Source organism: Phenylobacterium sp., from assembly GCF_036263695.1.
Classification (GTDB): Bacteria; Pseudomonadota; Alphaproteobacteria; order Caulobacterales; family Caulobacteraceae; genus Phenylobacterium.
On record NZ_DATAGM010000166.1, the window covers coordinates 1 to 2283 of the forward strand.

General features: G+C 72.1%; 3 protein-coding genes. All 3 read left to right on the plus strand.

Going from position 1 to position 2283, the window contains the following annotated elements; translation table 11 throughout:
* Positions 1-483 (plus strand): DNA-3-methyladenine glycosylase I (locus VHK87_RS06830; RefSeq protein WP_329634150.1); only part of this gene is annotated, 483 nt, incomplete at its 5' end.
* Positions 483-1157 carry a ribonuclease HII gene (locus VHK87_RS06835; RefSeq protein ID WP_329634151.1) on the plus strand — a complete coding sequence of 225 codons (675 nt, stop codon included), beginning with the start codon at positions 483-485 and terminating at the stop codon, positions 1155-1157. The genes VHK87_RS06830 and VHK87_RS06835, both read left to right, overlap by 1 nt.
* Before the next feature lie 50 nt (positions 1158-1207).
* Positions 1208-2275, plus strand: coding sequence for a DUF2332 domain-containing protein (locus VHK87_RS06840; RefSeq protein WP_329634152.1), 1068 nt, complete (start codon positions 1208-1210; stop codon positions 2273-2275).
* Positions 2276-2283 lie beyond the last annotated feature (8 nt).

Sequence of the window (2283 nt, forward strand, 5' to 3'; positions counted from 1 at the left end):
CTGTGGGAGAAGCTGGTGCTGGACGGCTTCCAGGCGGGGCTGGCCTGGATCACCATCCTGCGGAAGCGCGAGGCCTTCCGCGCCGCCTTCGACGGCTTCGATCCGGATAAGGTCGCCCGATACGGCGGGGCGGACCGCGACCGACTGATGGCCGACGCGGCCATCGTCCGCTCCAACGCCAAGATCGACGCGGCCATCCACGGCGCCCGCCGGTTCGTCGAGATGCGGGACCGTGGCGAGGACTTCTCGCAGTTCCTGTGGGGATTCCTCGACGGAAGGCCGATCCAGAACCACTGGGAGAACATGTCGCAGGTGCCGACCCAGACGCCGCTGGCGGTGGAAATGTCCAAGGCGCTCAAGGCCAAAGGCTTCAAGTTCACCGGACCGGTGATCGTCTACGCCTTCATGCAGGCGACCGGCATGGTGAACGATCATGTCACACCCTGCTTCCGGCACGCGCAGGTGGCGGCTATGAGCGGCTGATGCCCAAGGGTCCGACGATGCTGCTCGAGAAGGCCTGCCCGGCCCCGGTCTGCGGGGTGGACGAGGCGGGCCGCGGTCCCTGGGCGGGCCCGGTCTGCGCGGGCGCGGTGATCCTCAACCCCCGCAAGGTCCCCAAAGGCCTCGACGACTCCAAGAAGCTCAACGCCAAGACCCGCGAGGCGCTGGAGGTCGAGATCAAGGCCAAGGCGCTCGCCTGGGGCGTCGGCTTCGCCTCCGTGGAGGAGATCGCCTCGCTCAACATCCTGCACGCCACCGGCTTGGCCATGTGCCGGGCCATCGAAGCGATGGCGGTGCAGCCGGTCTACGCGCTGGTCGACGGCAACTACCGCTTCAAGCTGCCGTGCGACGTGAAGACCGTCGTCGGCGGGGACGGCAAGTCGAAGTCCATCGCCGCGGCCTCGATCCTGGCCAAGGTCGCCCGCGACCGACTGATGGTGGAGATGGACGCCCGCTTCCCGGGCTACGGCTTCGCCTCGCACAAGGGCTACCGCGCCCCGATCCACGCCCGCGCCCTGCTCGACCTCGGCCCCTGCGAGATCCACCGGCTGACCTGGGGGCCGGTGAAGCTCGCCCTGATGGGCAAGGATCCGCTGCTGGCCTTCGAAGACACCCTGCAGGACGAGCTGCCGCTCGAGGGCGCCGCGGCGGATTGATCAGCTGAATCAAGATTGCCGCGGCATGCGGCGGCGGCGATGGCTTGGCCATGGTCACACCGATCTCCCCTGCCCTGATCTCCGCCTTCGACTCCCAGGCCGGCTTCTGCGAGCGCCTGGGCTCGCCCTTCAACGCTGCGCTGGCGAGCACCGCCGCCGGCGCGATGCGCCAGGGCGACGATCTCGAGGGGCTGCTGCGTCCCTGGGCCGGGCTGACCCTCCAGGAGATCGGCGAGGCGGCGGTCACGCTGCGCCTGCTGGGCGCCTGCCACGACCTGGCGCTGAGCGGCGAGGCGCCGGAGCTCGCCGCCGCCTACCCGGCGCCGGAGCGGGGCGGCGATCCCAAGGCCGCCTGGAGCATCGCGCGGACCGAGATGGCCGCCCGGCGCGACCGCTTCGAAGCCTTCCTCGGCCACGAGCCGCAGACCAATGAGGTGCGCCGCTCGGCCGTGCTGCTGCCCGGCTTCCTTGCTATCGCCCAGGCGACGGGGCTGCCGCTGCGCTGCTTCGAGCTGGGCGCAAGCGCCGGGCTGAATCTCAACTGGGACGGCTTCCGCTACCGGCTCGGCGACTTCGCCTGGGGCCCGGAGGACTCCGACGTCCAGCTCGCAGCCGAATGGCGCGGCCCGCCCCCGCCGCTCGGTGCGCCGATCCGGGTGCTGGAGCGCTCGGCCTGCGACCGCCGGCCTGTCGACCTGACGGACCCGGCCCAGCGCCGCCGGCTGCTGGCCTTCATCTGGCCCGACCAGTTCGAACGCCTCGCCGCCGCCCGCGCGGCGATCGACCTGGCCCTCTCACGCGGCGTGCAGGTCGAGGCCGCCGACGCCGCCGAATGGCCGGCCGGCCGCGCCGAGGCGGCCGCAGGCGCGGCGACCGTGCTCTACCACTCCATCTTCTGGCAGTACCTGCCCGAGGCGTCCCGCGCCCGGCTGGCCACGCTGATCGAGACGCTCGGGCGGGCCGCCACGCCCGAGGCGCCCTTCGCCTGGCTGCGGATGGAGCCGCCGCCCGGCGACCTCGCGCAGATCGAGCTGCGCCTCACCCTCTGGCCCGGCGGCGAGGACCGCCGGCTTGCCCGCGTGCACCCGCACGGCGCCTGGCTCGAGTGGGACGGCTAGCGGTCCTG

Excerpts from the sequence above, each read along its gene's own strand:
- VHK87_RS06835 (WP_329634151.1), top strand. The coding sequence starts at position 483 with ATGCCCAAGGGTCCGACGATGCTGCTCGAGAAGGCCTGCCCGGCCCCG.
- VHK87_RS06840 (WP_329634152.1), top strand. The coding sequence starts at position 1,208 with ATGGTCACACCGATCTCCCCTGCCCTGATCTCCGCCTTCGACTCCCAG.